We start from the raw sequence: 17,659 nt of genomic DNA, 5'->3' as shown, positions 1-17,659 counted from the left end.
CGCGGGGAGGCATGGATGGGCAGGAGCCGCAGAACAATTCCGGAGGAGCTTCTGTTGCTCGCTCTGGACCCGGCCACGGGTACCACAGCGCAGCCGCAGTCGCTCGACCTGGGCCTGGCCGGAGCACAGCTAGTAGAGCTGGCTCTGGCAGGACGGATAGCCCCTGACGGGGATCGTATCGCCGTGGTGATGCCACGGCCGACCGGAGATCCGACTCTGGACTCCGCGCTGGAACTGCTGCGCAGACGCGGCAGCCCGGTTCGGGCCGTCCACTGGATTGGCGGGCCCCGACTGGGGCTGCGTCAGACCTATCTCTCGCATCTGGAGCGGTGCGGCATGGTTCATGCCGTGGCGGGCCAGATGTGCGGGGTGCTGCCGACGACGCGCTATCAGGCGACGGACACGGCGATCAGCCGGGAAATCAGGGCCCGGCTGGACAGTGCGATCCGCACCGGCGTACCGCCGGACCCGCGGACCGCGGCGCTCGCCGCGCTGGCCCACGCGGTCGGACTCGGCAAGCACCTCTACCCCGGTAACGAGGGGCGCTCGTCGCGCTCCCGGCTCCGGGACCTGATCAGGCACGACCCGATGGGCGGTCTCGTGGCGCACGCCGTGATGGACGTCCAGAACGGCGTGGGCGCCCAACAGCGCCGTAACCCCGTTCAGAGCGCCCCACCCAGCGCTCCGGGCGGCCGGCCGTCGGCCGTGCCGATGCAGCCGCACCGCGGGAACATGGACCGCGTGGCAGCGCACTGAGCACCGGCGGACGGCAGTCGAAGGCCAACTGAAGAAGCACCACCACCGAACCTCGTCGTCAAGACATCCCCAGAGCCGGTTCGGGAGCCGCAAGAGACGCGCGGGGCAGCCTGGTTCCACAGGCTGCCCCGCGCGCCGCGTTCGGGGCCGCGCGCCGCGTCCCGGCCCGAGCCCCCCGGGGGTTCTCCGGGCCCGCACTCCCCGGCCCGCACTCCCCGGGCCCGCACTCCCCCGGCCCTCGTCGCGGCCCCTGTTCCGCCCGCGTGCTGTCCTGGCGGGCCGCGCCGGGCCGCGCGCAGCCGCGGCGGGCTCCCGGCCGTACAGCCGCCTTCCGCCCCCGTACCCGTGCCGCCTTCCGTGCCTGTTTCCGCGCCCGTGCCCGCGCCCGCGCCCGCTTCCGTTTCCCGTGCCCGTTTCTGTTTCCGCGTCCGCCAGCGGCCCGCCGGCGCCCCTCCCGCGCCCCGCGCGCGTCCTCCGGCCGTGCGCCGTGCGCGGCCACCGTCCAAGCGCCCCCGGCCCGCGCCCCCCGGCCCCCGGCCCCTTGCCGCCTTCACGGCGCCCCGCGACCCCGCGACCGGCCCCGGCGGGCCGCCAAGGCCCTGCCGGTGCCCCCCGGCGGCTCCCGGCGACCCCTGACAGACCCCTGGAGGCCATCTCCCGCCCTTCCGCGCCCCGGTGGACCCCTCGCGGACCCCGCCGCCATCCGTAGCGGGCCCGTAGCGCCCCCGTGACAGCCTTGTGACAGCTCCGGCCGGCCCGGAGCGGCTCCGAGCGGCTCCGGACCGTCCGGCGGGCGGCCCGGCGTCGGTCCCGCCGGCCCGACGGATGCGACCGAGGGCGCACAACGGCGCATTCGCCTCTGTAGCCATTTCCCAGCGCAGTTGGGACCTTTGGTGGCAGTCTGCTGAGCAGTAGATACGTACAGCTATGCAGTGATGCAGCCGGAGGTGCAGTTTCCGTGGCGTCCAACGTCAACCCCACCGTCAGGCGACGCCGATTGGGACAGGAGTTGCGCCGGCTTCGCGAGCTCAAGGGCATGACGGCCGAAGAGGTGGCGGAACGCCTGCTGGTCTCGCAGTCGAAGATCAGCCGCCTGGAGAACGGCCGCCGTTCCATCAGCCAGCGCGATGTCCGCGACCTCTGTGGGGTGTACGAGGTCCAGGACCACCGCATCGTCGACTCGCTGATGCAAATGGCCAAGGACTCCCGCCAGCAGGGCTGGTGGCATGCCTTCGGCGACATCCCGTACAGCGTCTACATCGGTCTGGAGACGGACGCGGCCTCGCTGCGGGTCTTCGAGCCGCAGGTCGTCCCCGGACTGCTCCAGACCCGCCCCTACGCCGAGGCGCTGATCGACGGCGCGCTGCCGGAGTCCGCGGGGCCCGATGTCGAGAAGCGCGTGGGGGTACGGCTCAGGCGCCAGGACCGGATCAACTCCACCGAGAACCCGCTGCGGCTCTGGGCCGTGGTGGACGAGGCGGCGCTGCGCCGGACCGTGGGCGACCGGCAGCTCATGCGGGAGCAGTTGGAGCATCTCGTCGAGCAGTCGCAGCTCCCCCATGTCACCGTGCAGGTGCTGCCCTTCGACATGGGCGCGCACCCCGGGATCAGCGGGCATTACGCGATTCTCGAATTCCCGGACGCCTCGGATTCCAGCGTGGTCTACATCGAGGGCGTGACCAGCGATCTCTATCTGGAGAAGGCCAATGATGTGCAGCGCTACAGCGTGATGTACGAGCATCTGCGCGCCCAGGCCCTGAATGTCGAGCAGACCCGGCAGTTCATCGCGGGGATCGCCAAGGAATACGCCCGCTGAGACCCCTTCGGGACCGCCGCCCCAATCCGGACGGTATGTGGAGTACGTCCCTCCGCCCGGCCTGAGCGAGGGCACCGTACACCTCAACTACCTTGTCGCATAAGGCTCTACCGGGAGAAGCCACCAGGACGAGTGATTGCCTGTCCCGCCCATCGAGTGAGACGAGTAGCGTCGATCATGCCAGCAGGAAGTTGGCACGATGTCACCCCCACTCGCTGATGCGGAGCGAACATGGCAATTCTTCAGGGCGCCACGGACACCTGGACCAAGTCCTCGTACTCCGGCGGAAACGGCGCATGTGTAGAAGTCAGGTCCCCCATCGTCCAGTCCATTGCCGTCCGGGATTCGAAGGCACCCGAGGGCCCCTCGATCTCCTTCGTCCCGACGTCGTGGAATGCCTTCGTGCAGGAAATGAACAAGGGCGCCTTCGACCTCGGCTGAGGTCGCTCAACGCCCTGCATACGCACCACTGATAGAGCCCTCTCGACCGGTCCGCCGTCCTGGCCGAGGGGGCTCGGCCATGCCCGGACCCACTCCGTGTCCGCCTCCTCTCCCGACCGCAGGGGACCCGCATCCCGTGCGGTCATTTCCGTATGTCCCGGTATCCCGACATCCGGATGCACCGATGTCCCGATGTCCCGTTGTCCCGATGTCCCGTTCTCCCGATGTCCCGTTGTCCCGGTGTCTCGACGTCCCGGAGTCTCGATGTCTCGATGTCTCGACGCCCAGCCGTCCCGATGTCCCGACGTCCCGGAGCCTGACGAAGTGCTCGCTCATCGTGTGGCCGCTGTCACGATCACGACAACGCCCCGGAAGGTCAAGAACGAGTAAAATCGTTCGGCTTTCTGATCTGGGTTCACATCTATGACCGGAGAAGGCCTTGACCCGCCGCCGCGCCAGGCGGTTCAATCCCCGAAGTCCCCGCTCCCGCACGGGGCCCCGCTGAACCGGACGTACTGACGAAGAGCATCGATCGTTCACAAGGCGGACCCCTGGAGGGGGCACATGAACAGCCTCGACTGGATCGTGCTCATCGCATACTTCGGTGTGATGGTGGCGATCGGCCTCTGGTCGCACAAGCGTGTGGACAATGTCAGCGACTTCTTCACCGCCGGCGGCAAGATGCCGTGGTGGCTGTCGGGCATCTCCCACCACATGTCCGGCTACAGCGCGGTGATGTTCACCGGGTACGCGGGCATCGCCTACACCTTCGGTGTCACCTCGTTCGTCACCTGGTCGCTGCCGATCGCCATCGGGATCGGGATCGGCGCCCAGCTCTTCGCGCCCCGGCTCAACCGGCTGCGCTCCCGGCTCCATGTGGCGTCCCCGCTCGAATACCTCAAGAACCGGTACGACCTGAAGACCCAGCAGGCGCTCGCCTGGTCGGGGCTGCTGCTGAAGATCGTGGACGTGGGCGCCAAGTGGGCCGCCATCGCCACCCTGCTCTCCGTCTTCACCGGGATCTCCCTGAACCAGGGCATCCTGATCACCGGCGTCATCACCGGTATCTACTGCACCGTCGGCGGACTGTGGGCCGACGCCCTCACCGAACTGGGCCAGTTCATCATCCAGCTCTTCGCCGGGATCGCGATGCTGGTCGCCGTCATGGGCGAGCTGGGCGGCTTCAGCTCGCTGTGGACGGTCTGGGACAAGCTCCCCGAGGGCCACGCCGAGCCGACGGCCGGGCCGTACACCGTGACCTTCCTGCTGGCCTTCCTGTTCATCAAGATGTTCGAGTACAACGGCGGTATGTGGAACCAGGCCCAGCGCTACATGGCGACGGCCAGCGCCCGGGAGGCCACCCGCTCGGCCCGGCTCTCCGCGATCCTCTGGCTCGTCTGGCCGCTGGTCCTGTTCTTCCCCATGTGGTGCGCGCCGCTGCTGGTCGACGCGCAGAAGCCGGACGCCTCCGACTCGTACGCGCTGATGACCGAACAGCTCCTGCCGCACGGTCTGCTCGGCCTGGTCATCGTCGGCTTCTTCTCCCACACCATGGCGATGTGCTCCTCCGACGCCAACGCCATCGCCGCCGTCTTCACCCGGGACATCGCGCCCACCCTGTCCAAGGCGGCACGCGGCTGGTCGGAGCGGGCGGGTCTGCTGGCGGCGCGGCTGTCGACGATCGCGTTCCTGGCGCTGTCGATGGCCGTCGCCACCCAGGTCAACTCGCCGACGTTCAAGGACATCATCACCGTCGTCATCAAGTGGGTCGCCGGTCTGATGGGCCCGATCGCCATCCCGTTCATGCTCGGTCTGCTCAAGCCGTTCCGCAGGTCGGGTCCGACGGCGGCGCTGGTGAGCTGGGCGCTGGGGCTGTTGGCCTTCTGGCTGGTCAACTACCCGATCAGCTGGAACGTCGAGGGCGGCGTCCCGCTCCAGTACCAGGTCTCGATCCCGCTCGCGGTCTCGCTCGTGCTGTACATCGTGATCGGCTTCCTGAAGCCGGAGCCCACCTCGGAGCGCGATGTGCTGCTCGCGCGGATCAACGGCGAGGGCGACGGCGACGGTTCCGGTCTGACGGCGGCGTCGCTGCGGGTGCCGGCGCAGCAGGAGCCGTCCGACGCGAAGTTCCCCGACCGGGAGAGCTGACGGATCCGACGGGTGTACGGGGGCGGGCGTACGGGCGTACGGGTGCTGGACGTGCCCGTACGCCCGTACCCGTTCCGGCGGACACGACGGGCACGGCGGGCACTTCTGACCCGGCTGGCACTTCTGACCCGGCCGGCACGGCGGGCACTTCTGGCATGGCTGGCACGGCTGGCACTTCTGGCACTTCTGGCACGGCTGGCACGGCTGGCACGGCGGGCACGGGGCTGACGCAGGCGCGGCCGGGGTCCGGACGGGCCCGTGTCAGCCGCGCGGGTAGCGGGCCAGCCAGCCCGAGGCGGTGACCGACGGGCTGTGCAGGGCGGGGCCCTGGGTCATCTCCATCGCGAAGTCGTCGGCGATTTCGAGGAGCGTGGCGCGGCCCTCCAGTTCGGCGAGCCACGCGGGCGGCAGCGCGGTCTCGCCGTGGAGCGCGCCCAGCAGTGCGCCGCAGAGCGTGGCGGTGGCGCCGGAGGGTCCGTCGTGGTTGACGGCGAGGCGCAGCCCGTGGCGGATGTCCTCGCTGACGAGCGCGCAGTAGACGGCGACGGCGAGCGTGTCCTCGGCGGCCTCTCCCTCACCGAGCGCGGCGATCCGCTCGGGCCCGGGAATCCCCTGCCGTACGGTGCCGAGCGCCCGCTGAAGTGCCTCCGTGACCGGCTGGTGCCCGGGGCGCGGCGCGAGCAGGGCGAGGGCGCGCTGCACGCCCGTGTCGAGGGTCTCGGTGCGCGCCAGCGCGTGGACGATCACGGCGAAGGCGCCCGCCGCGAGATACGCGGCCGGATGGCCGTGTGTCTGGGCGGCGCACTCCACGGCGAGCTGGCAGACGAGCTGGGGCTCCCAGCCGACGAGCAGTCCGAAGGGCGCGGACCGTACCAGCGCGCCCGCGTCGCGCGCGGTGGGGTTCTTGGGCTTGTCGAGCGTGCCCATGATGTCGTCGCCGAACCCGGTGAGACAGGCGCGCGCCGGGTCGCGGCGTACGTAGAGCCACTCCTCCTGGGCCAGCCAGCCGTTGTCCTTGCGGCGCACGTCAGGCCCCCAGTCGCGCTGGGTCGCCGCCCAGCGCAGATGGGCGCGGTGCACATCGGTCGGCGGATGCCAGGCACCGGTGTCCCTGCGGACCTGGGCGCGGATCAGTCCGTCGACGGTGAAGAGGGTGAGCTGGGTGGCGGCGGTGACGGCGCCACGGCGGCCGTGTGCCGGAACGAAGTCGGTGACGGCCTCGGGCCCGTGCGCGGCCCTGATCTGGGCCAGGGTGAGGGCCGAGACCCCCGCGCCGAGGGCGTCCCCGATGGCCCCTCCCAGCAGACAGCCCCGCACTCTGCTCCGGAAGTCCTGCTGCTCGGCACGGCCCCAGACGGCCCCGGACGGTGTGCTCACGAGTCCCTCCCTCCCCATGAGCCCCGCAGCGACTCCGCAGACTGCGCAGACTGCGCAGCACTGTAGTCGAACGGGAACAGGGAGTTGAGGGCGCGCGGAGGGATCCCGGGCGGTATGGGGGACGTCGCCCGTGAGATCACCTTTGGCGTCGGGACGGCGTTCCCGGCTCCCCCACGGTTCCTTTTCCGGCTCTCCTCAGGGCTTCTTCCCCGGCCCCGGTCCGGGCCCCGATCCGGGCTCTGTTCCGGCCCTGATCCGGGCTCGGTCCGGGCTCTGTTCCGGGCCCCGGATCCGGGGTCACGTGCCGCCCGTACCCTCGCCGCCCGTACCCACGCGGCCCGCGTCCTCCCCGCCCGTACCCTCGTCGGCCGTACCCACGCCCCCCGTACCCTCGCCGGCCGTCTCCGCCAGCAGCTCCGTACGGCGGGCTGCGGCCCAGCCGTAGCCGGGGTCCAGCTCCAGCGCCCGGTCCAGATCGGCGCGCGCCTCCGCCGTCCTGCCCAGCGCCCTGAGTGCCATCGCGCGGCTGCCCAGCGCCCAGGTGTACGAGGGATCGAGAGCGAGCGCCCGGGTGTACTCGGCCACCGCCTCCTCGTACCGTCCCGCGAACTGGTACACCTCCCCCCGCCCCGCAGGGACCTGTCCCATGCCGGGCGCCAGGCGTTCGGCCCTGCCGAGGTCGGCCAGCGCCCCGTCGACATCACCGAGCCGTCCGCGCACATGGGCGCGTCGTCTCAGCGCCCAGGTGTAGTCGTCCGACAGCTCGATCGCCCGGTCGAAGTCCTGGAGCGCCTCCCGCGGCCGGCCCTGCTGGACCTTGGCCTGGGCCCGGCTGCCCAAGGTCAGCGGGTCGCGCGGATCGCGGGCGAGCGCGAGGTCGAGCGCCGCGACGGCCTCCTCGTGTCTGCCCGCCCTGCGGTAGGTCTCGCCCCGCTCGCGCGGGATCCAGGCGGTCCCCCCGGCCAGTTCCTCGGCCCGGTCGAGATCGGCCAGGGCCCGGGTGAAGTCGTCCAGCGCCCGGTAGGTGAGCGCGCGGCCGTGGTACGCGGCCACATGGGCGGGATCGAGGGCCAGCGCCCGGCCGTAGTCGGCGAGGGCCTGCTCGTGCGCGTCGGCGCGGAAGTGGTTCCAGCCCCGGGCGGTGTACGCGGCGGTCCTGTCCGGTTCCGTCAGCCCGGCCCGGGTGAGGAGCAGCCCCAGCACATCGACGGCGTACCGCCGTTCGTCCCCGAGCGCCGCCAGGCAGTCCGCGCCCCAGGCGCCGACCGGCTCCGAACCGCTGTCCCGGCCCGCGTCGGCGAGGGTCCGCGCCCAGCGGCGGACCTCCACGGGCCCCAGCCGGCAGACGGCGATCCCGTCGCGCAGTACGCCGGGCAGGGCGGTGCCCGGCCGGGCGCAGAGCAGGTGGTACGACTCCTCCAGCCGTGACGCGCGCCAGCTCTCCTGGGCCCACCGCTGGTCGGGGCCGATGCCCTCGCCCGGTCCGAGCCCGTCCCCGGCCGCCTCGCGTTCCCGGGCGAACGCCTCGGCCAGCCGGATGTGCGCCGCCGTCCACCGCTGCGGGGAGGCGGTGCGTTGCAGCCGCAGCATCGGGTCCCGTACGACCTCGTGGTACCGGACCCGGCCGCCCGTACGGCCGCCGACGAAGGGCAGGGAACAGAGCCAGCCGAAGAGCGCGGCCGTCCCGTCCTCACCGCTCTCGCCGCTCTCGCCGCCCTGACCGCGCTGATGACCGCCCTGACCGCCCTGACCGCCCTGACCGCCCGGAACGTCCGGGTCCGTCCCCCGGCCGGCGGAGCCCGCGCCCGCCGTCCGCTTACCGACCGCCGCGCGCAGGATGTCCTCGTTCAGCCGGCGCGGCAGGGCGCAGGCGAGGGCGACCGCCCGTCGGGCCGGGTCGGGCTCCCACTTGAGGAAGCGGTCCACGGCGGTCGCGCTGGGATCGTCCAGATCGCCGGAGCCGGTCGGCCGGTCGCCGGCAAGGGCCGAGACATTGCTGGCGAGGGTGGAGACAAGGACGGGCAGCCGGCCGGAGAGGCGCAGCACATCCCGTACGACGGGCTCGTCGGTGACGCCCCGGTCGGCGAGCAGCAGCCGGGCCTCGCTCTCCGTGAAGGGTTCGAGGGGCAGGTCCGTCACCACGTCGGTGTAGTCGCCCCAGCGGAGGGGGTCGAGCCGGCGCTGTCCGGCGAGGGTGATCACGACATGGTCCGGCAGCGCGCCGTACCGCTCGGTGGTGATCAGATCGCGCAACCAGACATCCAGATACGGTCCGGTGCGCTCATAGGTGTCGAAGAAGAGAGCGATCCAGGGCGCGTCGGCCCCGACCCGGCGTATCTCCGAGACCAGTACGGGGGTGAGCACCCGCAGCGGCGACAGCACGAGTTCCGTGTCCTCGTGGCCGCGCAGCCGCGCGGCGACCGCCGCCCGTAACCGGTCCGCGCCCTCGGCCACCTGGCCCGGATCGGCCACCCCGGCGAACGCGCCGACACCGGGCACCAGTCCGAGTCCCGCCAGCCCGGCCCTGGTGACGGCCAGGGCCCCGGCCGAGGGCCCGTCCTGCGGCGGGCCTCCCTCCAGGGCGGCCGACTCCGCCTCGAACCGCCGCTGCCGATAGGTCGCGAGCGACCGGTCCAGCGCCTTGAGCGGTCTGCCCTGCCGCCCGAACTGCTCGCTGATCGCGGCCATCGCCTCCGGCACCCCGGCCACGGACTCGTCGGTGTACGCGGTCAGCGCCCCGCGTTCCCGGGCGAGTTGCTCCAGTTCCCGTACGAGTGAGGTCTTGCCGACCCCCGCGTTGCCCCGGACGTGGAACAGGAACCGGTGGCGTTCGTCGTCGAGCGGAAGATCGAGATTCTCCCGGAACACCGCCAGTTCCCGCCGCCGCCCGACGAACGACGCACGCCGTCGCCGCCGGATCCGCTCCTGGAGTGACGGTCGCGTGGCTCCCATCGAGGACCTCTCGTTCGGGTCGGGCCGGGCTCCGGATCCCGCCGGCTCGCGGGCACGAGACCCCGCTCCCCGACCCAGCCAGATCCGAACGAAAGACCCTAGCCCTCCTTGACCGACACCGGCAGCCCGCCCGTCGGCACGTGCGGCCCGTCGGCCGACACCGGCAGCCCGTCGGCCGACACCGGCAGCTCGTCCGCCGGCACGTGCGGCCCGTCGGCCGGCGCGGGCAGCAGGGGCAGCAGTCGCGGCAGATGGCCGTCCGAGGCCTCCGCCGTACGGACGCGCTCCTCCGGGACCTCCCCGTACAGCGTCGTGCGCGGCCTGGCCGGGCGGCCCGCCGCGTCGGCGATCGCGACCAGGTCCTTCACCGAGCGGTACGAGCCGTAGCTGGAGCCCGCCATACGGGAGATGGTCTCCTCCATCAGCGTGCCGCCGAGATCGTTGGCGCCGGAGCGGAGCATCTCGGCGGCGCCCTCCGTGCCCAGCTTCACCCAGCTCGTCTGGATATTGGTGATGTGCGGGTGGAGCAGGAGCCGGGCCATCGCCATCACCGCGCGGTTGTCGCGGTCCGTCGGTCCCGGACGGGCGATCCCGGCCAGATAGACCGGGGCGTTGGTGTGGATGAAGGGGAGGGTGACGAACTCGGTGAAGCCGCCCGTCTCCTGCTGGATCCCGGCCAGCGTGCGGAAGTGGCCGAGCCAGTGGCGCGGCTGGTCGACATGGCCGTACATCATCGTGGAACTGGACCGGATGCCCAGTTCATGGGCGGTCTTGACGACCTCGATCCAGGTCGCCGTCGGCAGCTTGCCCTTGGTGAGGATCCAGCGGACCTCGTCGTCGAGGATCTCCGCCGCCGTGCCGGGGATCGAGTCGAGCCCGGCCTCCTTGGCGGCCGTCAGCCACTCGCGGATCGACAGACCGGTGCGCGAGGCGCCGTTGACGACCTCCATCGGGGAGAAGGCGTGGATGTGCATGCCCGGCACGCGCTTCTTCACGGCGCGGGCGATGTCGAAGTACGCCGTGCCCGGCAGGTCCGGGTGGATACCGCCCTGCATGCAGACCTCGACGGCGCCCAGCTCCCACGCCTGCTGGGCCCGGTCGGCGACCTGGTCCAGGGAGAGGGTGTACGCGTCGGCGTCCGTACGGCGCTGGGCGAAGGCGCAGAAACGGCAGCCCGTGTAGCAGACATTGGTGAAGTTGATGTTGCGCGTGACGATATAGGTGACCTCGTCACCGACCACATCGCGGCGCAGCTCGTCGGCGATCCGGGTCAGCGCGTCCAGCGCCGGGCCGTCCGCGTGGAGCAGGGCGAGCGCCTCGTCGTCGGTGAGCTTCGTCGGATCGTCGGCGGCCCGGCTGAGGGCCGACCGTACGTCCGTGTCGATACGGGACGGCACCATGCCGGGCGCCGCCGCCTCGCGCAGCGCCTCCCAGTCGCCGTACACCTCGTCGAAGTCGTCCCGGCGGTCGCCGGTACGGCCCTCGGTGTCGATGGTCCGGTGCAGATCCGTGCGTCCCATGGCGGTGAAGCCCTCGTCCGGCTCCTGCCAGGGCAGTCCGGTGGGGTTCACCTCGCGCGCGAGACCGGTCCCGGGGTCCGCGAGCGCCCGTACGTGCGGCAGCAGCCGGGGGTCGAGCCAGGGTTCGCCGCGCTGGATGAACTCGGGGTAGATCGTGAGCCGTTCGCGCAGCGCGAAGCCGGACTCGGCGGTCCTCGCGGCCAGTTCGTCGATGTGGGGCCAGGGACGCTCGGGGTTGACATGGTCCGGCGTCAGCGGTGAGACCCCGCCCCAGTCGTCGATGCCCGCGCCGATCAGCAGGGCGTACTCGGCGTCGACGAGATTGGGCGGGGCCTGGATACGCGCGGACGGGCCGAGGATGTGCCGCGCCACGGCGATGGCGGCCGCCAGTTCCTCCAGCTCCGCGTCCGGCATCCCGCGCATCGCGGTGTCGGGCTTGGCGCGGAAGTTCTGGACGATGACCTCCTGGACCCCGTGGTAGGCCCGCTGGACGCGCCGGAGTTCGAAGAGGGAGTCGGCGCGCTCCTCGTACGACTCCCCGATACCGATCAGCACCCCCGTGGTGAACGGGACGTTGGAGCGGCCCGCGTCCTCCAGCACGCGCAGCCGTACGGCGGGCTCCTTGTCGGGCGAGCCGTGGTGCGGGCCGCCGGGCTCGGACCAGAGCCGGGTCGCGGTGGTCTCCAGCATCATGCCCATGCTGGGCGCGACGGGCTTGAGCCGCTGGAAGTCGGTCCAGGACAGGACGCCGGGGTTGAGGTGCGGCAGCAGTCCGGTCTCCTCCAGCACCCGGATCGCCATGGCCCGGACATAGGCGAGGGTGTCGTCGTACCCCTCGGCCTCCAGCCACTCCCGGGCCTCGGGCCAGCGGTCCTCCGGCTTGTCGCCCAGGGTGAACAGGGCTTCCTTGCAGCCCAGTTCGGCCCCCCGGCGGGCGATCTCCAGGACCTCGTCCGGCGACAGGAACATGCCGTGGCCGGCCCGGCGCAGCTTGCCGGGCACGGTGACGAAGGTGCAGTAGTGGCACTTGTCCCGGCAGAGCCGGGTCAGCGGGATGAAGACCTTGCGGGAGTACGTGATGATCCCGGGCCGGCCGGCCGCCGCCAGACCGGCGTCCCGTACGCGGGCGGCGGAGGCGGTGAGGTCGGTGAGGTCGTCGCCGCGCGCCTGGAGCAGCACGGCGGCCTCGGCGACATCCAGCGCGACACCGTCCCGCGCCCGCTTCAGCGCCCGGCGCATGGCGTTGGCGGTGGGTCGTCCGGTCCCGGATTCCTGGGGCTCGCGCGTCGTCATCCTTTGAGGATACGTTCGGCCACCCGGCCCACCGGGGGGATGGGCGACGCGCGAGACACAGCTCACGGACGGCCCCGGTGAGGCAGCCACGACGGGCGCGACCTCTGTACGCGCGGAGGTAGGGCACACCCCGCCCCTCACGGGCCTGCCGGGCCCCCGGCGGCCTTCACCAACCCGGTCTTCCTCAGGGGGTAGCACGAGAGGGCCGAAGGCGGGGCGGCAACAAGGACAGCGCGAACCCGCCTCCGCGCCGCTCGCACAAGAACAGCCGCGCCGGCCATTCCCCACGGTCCCTCCGGGAGGATGGCTGTATTCGGCTGCTTTGCCCCTCGACAGGCCTGGGTACTGTCCCGCCAGCGATCTGTTGATATGTGGCTGGGGGCAATCATGAAGCCTGTGCAGGGTTGGGCCGCATTCGATATCAGGACCGGCCGTGCCGCGCAGACCCTTCTGCGGCACCAGGGTTACGACGGCGGCTGGGGGCTCACCCTCACCTCCGTCTCGTCGATCGTCAACACGAGTGAGGTGTTGGCGGTCCTAGGTACCGCCGGTACTGGAGGGAAACCCGTCCGAGACGCACTGGACTTCCTGACCAGCGCGATCCGCGAGCACTGCCGACCACGTCACAAGGGCGGGCGCGGTGAGAACACTCGGTTCGTGGCGTTCGGGCTGACGGGATTACTGCACCATCCGCAGTTCTTCCACCGGCCCGGAGTCGCTGAGGCAGCCGCGTGGTGCGTCACCTGGCTGGAGGACCATCAGGTCGAGCACGGATGGCCGGAGGTCGCGAGGGTCGATGACGCTTCTCTGCATCAGACGGCGCTCGCTGTGCAAGCTCTGACCAGGCTGCAGAGCACCCTCAACGCACTCGGTCCCGACCTGCCGCTGGCAGGCAGCGTCAACACCAGCACCTTGGCGGAACGAGTGGCTCCCCTCGTTTCCCACGGCGTACGCGGACTCCTCTACCACCGCAGATCCAGTGGCGCGTGGGGCTGGCGGACGTATGTCGACACCAGTCCGAGTCCAAGCAAGACCGCGCTGTGCCTGCTCGCGCTGTCCTCCGTTCTGACCTTGACGGGGCCCGATGGCTTACCCACCGGTCAGGACGAGTGGTGGGATGTCGGCGGCGCAGGGGGAACCGTCCGGAAGAAGCAGCTTGGTCTGGTGGTGGCGGAGGCAGGTCAATGGCTGCTGCGCAACCACCATCGTTGGGAAGAGTTCGTCGAGGACGACAAGGATGTGCAGGGCACAGCATGGGAACACATGGCCTACGCCTTGGGTGTTCAGGCTGCGGTACGAGCGGGCGCCAGCCCACGTGATCCGCGGTTGTCGAAGGCGTGGCGGCTGATGGACACACTCTGGGACCCCGAGAGCGGCCTGTGGACCGAACCGGGAGCCTCCGGCCGCAGGCCCACGGTCCGGGCCGCCTTCTCCACCATCATGGCGTACGGGGAGGCACGCGCCCACATCACCCGTTCAGCGATCGGTGGACAGGACACCCATGTGGAGGGCACCGCGTCTTCGGAAGTCCTCGTCCGGAAGGCATCCCTGGGCAGCGAACGGCGCGTGCTGCTCACAGCGGAGGGGAGTGGAACGGTCGTGACCTGTACTTTGTCGGAGCGCCTGTTCGCACTCGTAAGGCTTCTCGTCCAGGAGCCCGACTACTCGATGACGGTCGCGGAGATCGCGCGGGCACTGTATGTCGCCCCTTCGTCAGTGCCGAAGTACGTCCAGCGCCTGAACCGCGCTGTCTCCGAAGCCTTCGACGGAGCACCGACGCGGCTGATCGCGGCGCGAACCGTCAACGAGTGCAGCGGCTACGGCCTTACCAGTCGGCAAGCGAGTCAGGCCGCTCGCTCGGCTTCCACCGGATAGTTCAGCAGCGCGTAACGCGCCAGCGAGCGCACCTGATCGAATGTGGGCAGTTCATCGAGCTGTTCCAGGGCGAACCACTCGGCCCCGTGGACTTCCTCCATCTGCGCTTGGACCAGGTGGTCAGCGGTGCCCGGCTGCCTGCGCACGAAAAAGAACTGCACCTGGGCCGGGACGGCGAACCCTTCACGCTCCACATCAACGTAGAACGGCACAGGTTCCGGCGTGGCGTTCCCATCGGCGGGATGGATCTGCGGCTGGCTGGAGATGGCCTCCACAAGCAGACCCGTCTCCTCTTTGAACTCCCTCACGGCCGTTGCTGCGAACGTCTCGCCCGGCTCGATATGGCCGCCTGGAGGGACCCACTTGTTGAATCGATTGTGGTGAACGAGCAGTACCCGCCCACGCTCAACCAGATAGCCCGAGCAGATCAGGACAAATCCGAGCTCTCGGTCGGATCGGTCGTCGCGGATAACAATCGAGCGGGGCACGTGCGCCACGATAGCCCACCCGACCCGGCCTCAATCCCGCCTCGACCAGGCCGCTTTGGGCCGTCATCACGCACGTGCTGACACGTCATCCCTGATGACATCGGGATGTCAACGAAGCATCGCGGTGCACGCGCCCATGGTGGACATGGCACCGATCACCGGGCGGAACTGCCGCGCGGAGCGCGGGCCAACGGACTCCCCCCAAGAAGCTCCGGAGGTATTCACCATGCAGCATGGTCCTCTTATCGGGCGGCAGCCGCTCCTCGCCGTCCCAAGTGACTTTCAGCCTCCACCCGACCGCCCGACGCCCCTTCACGACCGCCTGTTCACCGGCGATCCCCGGTACACGGTCCAGACACCCATGGAGTCCCACGACTCCAAGAAGCGCTCGGGCTCCTCCGACGGTGCTCAGACCTACGACACCCCGATCACCTGACACCGGCCAAACGCCCCTGACGCCCACGGGCCCGGCCACCGGGCCGGGCCCGCCGACGCCGGAAACGGAGGTACTCGTGCTCACCCTGCGCCTGACCCCCTACACCTCAGCCCAATGGGGCTACAGCGACGCTCGCTACATCACTGCGGACCAGACCAGCGAGATCGCCCCCTATGCCCATCCGATGCTGGAGCATCTGGCCGTCACCGACGGAACACGCACCCTGGTGGTGACTCGCGAGCGCGTAGCGGGACGCCCGGTCTCCGAGCCCCAGCCCCGCGCCGTCGACCCGGCCACCTACGACCAGGTCCGGGCCGCGGCTCTCATCTGGCCCACCGACTTTGTACTGGTCGAGACGGATCCGGGCCGACCAGTCCGCGTCACCGCTGGTGCCGCCCGTACGAGCCCCCTTTACCTCGCCCATCACGGTGGCGTTCTGCACGGTTCCTGGAACATGGGCGACCTTCGACCCTTCGCCACCGGGCTCAGCGCGCGGGAGGCAGCGCGTCTGCTGATCTACAGGCCCCGCTACGGCTCCGAGACGCTTTTCGCGGGAATCCGCCGACTCACGGAGCGCGCCACCGCGAGCTTCGGCGGCGACCTGCACCTGCACTACCCGGAGCCCGCCCTGCACCGATCGCCCCGGCCGCTGGCCGACAGTGCAGACGTCCTGGCGGCGTTCGCCGAAGCGATCGACAACGCTTTGGACATGCGCCCGCTCGATGCGGACAGCACCGTCTTCCATCTCACCGGCGGCTTCGACTCCGGAACCATCGCCACCCGCACGGCGCAGCGCCTCCCCCGCCAACTCAACACTGCAGCGCTCCTGGTCACCGGAGCCGGCCGCTCTCAGCAGATACGCCGCCGCAAGGAGATGCTCACCCGATTGCCCTTCGGGCCACATGACCATCTCATCGACTGCCGCACCAGCCCGCCTCTGCATCCCGACTGCGCCCGCGTCCAGGGGCAACTGATCAGCCCCTACGAGGAGCCTCTTCACCTGCCCTTCGTCCGGCTGGCCGCCCTCCTGGCCGATCACGGCGCTCGCACCGTCGTCACCGGCCTCGGAGGAGACGAGATGGTCGCGCTCTCCCCCCAAGAATCCACCGCGTCCGCGCTGGCCAACGCCCACATCACCGAGAAACTGCCCTGGCTCGGCCCGAACGCCCGAACCGCCCTGGATTACTCCGACGACGGCATCGCACCGCCCGCCCAGGTCAACTCCATGACGCTGATGTCTCTGGAAACGACTGCCCCACCGATGCTCCGAGCAGGAATCTGGCCGCTCCATCCATTCACCGATCCCGCCATGATTCAGCTCGGTGAGGAACTCCCCCTTCACTGGCGCGAATTCAAAGCACTCCAGTGCCGCCAACTCGCCGGGCTCGGGCTGAGCAACGACGTCACCCGCCCTGCCGAACGCGAGTCTTTCGTCTGGCTCGTGCAGCACTCACTGATCGCCTACGGCATACCGCTGCTCACCGGCATGCTCGCCGATGGCTCACCGCTGATCGAGGCGGGCCTCATCGACCCCGACGGTCTGCGCCACACTCTCGATGAAATCGCCAGGGAACCCTACGACGAGGAGTTCCACGCCAAACTCCTCCAGGTCATCGACCTGCACCTGGCCGCGGCGGCGTTTCTGTCCTGAGCCGGTCGGCCAGGGCGTCGATCCGTTCCGCGCGGCGGCCGAGCATGTAGAGCCGGTACCTGCTGCGCTCCACCTCGTGGAACAAGGTGAAGCCCTGCGTCGCGTAGTAGCGCACCAGGTCCGGCCACAGGCAGTCGCGGCGTACCCATGCCCGCCCTTCGCGGGCCGCGCGGTCCACGGCCCACCAGGCCATCAGCGTCCCGGGCCGGAGATGGCGTACGGCCGGGTCGGTGACCGATGTGTTCAGATACAAGGCCGGCTCGGAGCGCTCGTCGGCCGTCCATCCCCACGGCGGCCCTTGGTCCTGAACGGTCGTACGGCCCACGATGCGTGAGCCGTCCATCTCCAGGAGCCAGACGTCGCCGTACGGGTTGTCGCACTGGGACGCGAGATCGTCCGCGCTCTCGCGCCAACTCGGCATCCCGCGCTGCTCCATCCACGTGCACCGCGCATGGATCAGCTCCGCGACGGCGGAACGGTCGGCCGAGGTGGCGGGCCGCACAGAAAATACGGGAACGGTGTTCATTCAGGCCGGAAGTCCTCGCGCTTGACGGCGGAAACGAAAGACGACCACTTCAGTCGAGTCTGCTGTAGCCGCTCTCGCACCACGTGACCAAGATAGATCGGGCGCCGTGGTCCTGCTGTCCTCGTTGTTGTTCAACCGCGTTGTCGCTGAGCGTTACCACGTCACCCCCTTCCCGCCGTCCCGATGTTGCCGCTTTCACCCGGGCGAGTGAGAGGGAACGGGGCCGGGGTGGGGGTGGGTCGGGGAGGGTTCTCTCCCTCGTCCTTGGTCACTTCGTGCGTCGGGCCGCTCCGGGGCCCGGTGCGTCGGGTCCGCGCCATACCGGGCCCCGGCGCACCGGATCGCGGAATCCCACGATCCGGTGGCATCCCCTCCGCGAC

General features: G+C 70.5%; 10 protein-coding genes and 1 pseudogene. 6 read left to right on the top strand and 5 right to left on the bottom strand.

The window, feature by feature from the left end:
- The first annotated feature begins 15 nt into the window (after positions 1 to 15).
- From ACFYYH_RS29895 to ACFYYH_RS29880, 4 genes are all read left to right on the top strand, one after another.
- Positions 16 to 756 (top strand): GPP34 family phosphoprotein, encoded by a 741-nt coding sequence (locus ACFYYH_RS29895; protein WP_388557437.1) that lies wholly within the window; start codon positions 16 to 18, stop codon positions 754 to 756.
- Between the two features lie 958 nt (positions 757 to 1,714).
- A complete protein-coding gene (locus ACFYYH_RS29890; protein WP_388557435.1) occupies positions 1,715 to 2,572 on the top strand; it encodes a helix-turn-helix domain-containing protein in 858 nt (285 codons plus the stop codon).
- A 231-nt stretch (positions 2,573 to 2,803) separates the two neighbouring features.
- On the top strand, positions 2,804 to 3,013 hold the full coding sequence (locus ACFYYH_RS29885) for a DUF397 domain-containing protein (protein ID WP_388557433.1): 210 nt from the start codon (positions 2,804 to 2,806) through the stop codon (positions 3,011 to 3,013).
- A 564-nt stretch (positions 3,014 to 3,577) separates the two neighbouring features.
- The gene (locus ACFYYH_RS29880) at positions 3,578 to 5,161 is read left to right on the top strand and encodes a sodium:solute symporter family protein (RefSeq protein WP_388557431.1); all 1,584 of its coding nucleotides are present in this window, start codon (positions 3,578 to 3,580) and stop codon (positions 5,159 to 5,161) included.
- 261 nt (positions 5,162 to 5,422) lie between these two features.
- On the opposite strand, the gene ACFYYH_RS29875 is transcribed toward ACFYYH_RS29880, so the two are convergent.
- The 3 genes and pseudogenes from ACFYYH_RS29875 to ACFYYH_RS29865 form a co-directional block, all read right to left on the bottom strand.
- A complete protein-coding gene (locus ACFYYH_RS29875; RefSeq protein ID WP_388557429.1) occupies positions 5,423 to 6,538 on the bottom strand; it encodes an ADP-ribosylglycohydrolase family protein in 1,116 nt (371 codons plus the stop codon).
- Positions 6,539 to 6,835: 297 nt separating this feature from the next.
- Positions 6,836 to 9,490, bottom strand: a complete 2,655-nt coding sequence (locus tag ACFYYH_RS29870; protein WP_388557427.1) for a tetratricopeptide repeat protein — start codon at positions 9,488 to 9,490, stop codon at positions 6,836 to 6,838.
- Positions 9,491 to 9,714: 224 nt separating this feature from the next.
- Positions 9,715 to 12,303, bottom strand: a pseudogene (locus ACFYYH_RS29865) (bifunctional FO biosynthesis protein CofGH); the annotation flags it as partial.
- Between the two features lie 387 nt (positions 12,304 to 12,690).
- Between ACFYYH_RS29865 and ACFYYH_RS29860 the strand changes: the two are divergent.
- Positions 12,691 to 14,178 (top strand): hypothetical protein, encoded by a 1,488-nt coding sequence (locus tag ACFYYH_RS29860; RefSeq protein ID WP_388557425.1) that lies wholly within the window; start codon positions 12,691 to 12,693, stop codon positions 14,176 to 14,178.
- Here ACFYYH_RS29860 and ACFYYH_RS29855 read toward each other — a convergent pair.
- Positions 14,148 to 14,666, bottom strand: a complete 519-nt coding sequence (locus ACFYYH_RS29855; RefSeq protein ID WP_388557423.1) for an NUDIX hydrolase — start codon at positions 14,664 to 14,666, stop codon at positions 14,148 to 14,150. The two genes, ACFYYH_RS29860 and ACFYYH_RS29855, sit on opposite strands and share 31 nt — an antisense overlap.
- 512 nt (positions 14,667 to 15,178) lie before the next feature.
- On the opposite strand from ACFYYH_RS29855, the gene ACFYYH_RS29850 reads away from it, so the two are divergent.
- Positions 15,179 to 16,753 (top strand): asparagine synthase-related protein, encoded by a 1,575-nt coding sequence (locus tag ACFYYH_RS29850; RefSeq protein ID WP_388557420.1) that lies wholly within the window; start codon positions 15,179 to 15,181, stop codon positions 16,751 to 16,753.
- On the opposite strand, the gene ACFYYH_RS29845 is transcribed toward ACFYYH_RS29850, so the two are convergent.
- Positions 16,713 to 17,279 (bottom strand): GNAT family N-acetyltransferase, encoded by a 567-nt coding sequence (locus ACFYYH_RS29845; protein WP_388557418.1) that lies wholly within the window; start codon positions 17,277 to 17,279, stop codon positions 16,713 to 16,715. The genes ACFYYH_RS29850 and ACFYYH_RS29845 overlap by 41 nt on opposite strands.
- Positions 17,280 to 17,659: the final 380 nt, after the last annotated feature.

The sequence above is a fragment of the Streptomyces sp. NPDC002018 genome (assembly GCF_042890865.1).
GTDB lineage: Bacteria > Actinomycetota > Actinomycetes > Streptomycetales > Streptomycetaceae > Streptomyces.
This window is presented reverse-complemented; position numbering and strand designations above follow the sequence as displayed.